The organism is Streptomyces noursei, from assembly GCF_001646665.1.
Taxonomy (GTDB): Bacteria; Actinomycetota; Actinomycetes; order Streptomycetales; family Streptomycetaceae; genus Streptomyces; species Streptomyces lavendulocolor.
Window position 1 is genome coordinate 1 of record NZ_LWBU01000170.1, and the last position, 339, is coordinate 339.

General features: G+C 88.8%; 1 pseudogene. It reads right to left on the minus strand.

Annotated elements, in window-relative coordinates:
- Positions 1-137 (minus strand): annotated as a pseudogene (locus tag A4V12_RS39760) (Clp protease N-terminal domain-containing protein); the annotation flags it as partial.
- Positions 138-339 lie beyond the last annotated feature (202 nt).

A 339-nucleotide genomic window follows, 5' to 3' on the forward strand; every position in this document is an offset into this window, starting at 1 on the left:
TTGGAGGCGAGCGCGGCGAGCACGTGCTCGGGGCCGATGTACGAGGCGCCCGTGTGGCGGGCCAGGTCGTGGGCGTCGAGCAGCGCCCGCTTGACGGCGGGGGGGACGGCGATCCGGGACTGCGGCGGGGCCCCCCCCCCCCCCCCGGCGCGCTCCCCCCCCCCCCCCCCCCCCCCCCCCCCTCCCCCCCCCGCCGGGGGGGGGGGGACACGGGGGCCCCCCCCCCCCCCCCGCCGACCGGGGGGGGGGGGAGGGCGAGGGGGGGCACGGACCCCCCCCCGGGCCGGCCCCCCCCCCCGGGCCCGCCGGCCCCCCCGCCGCCCCCGCCGCCCGGCCCCC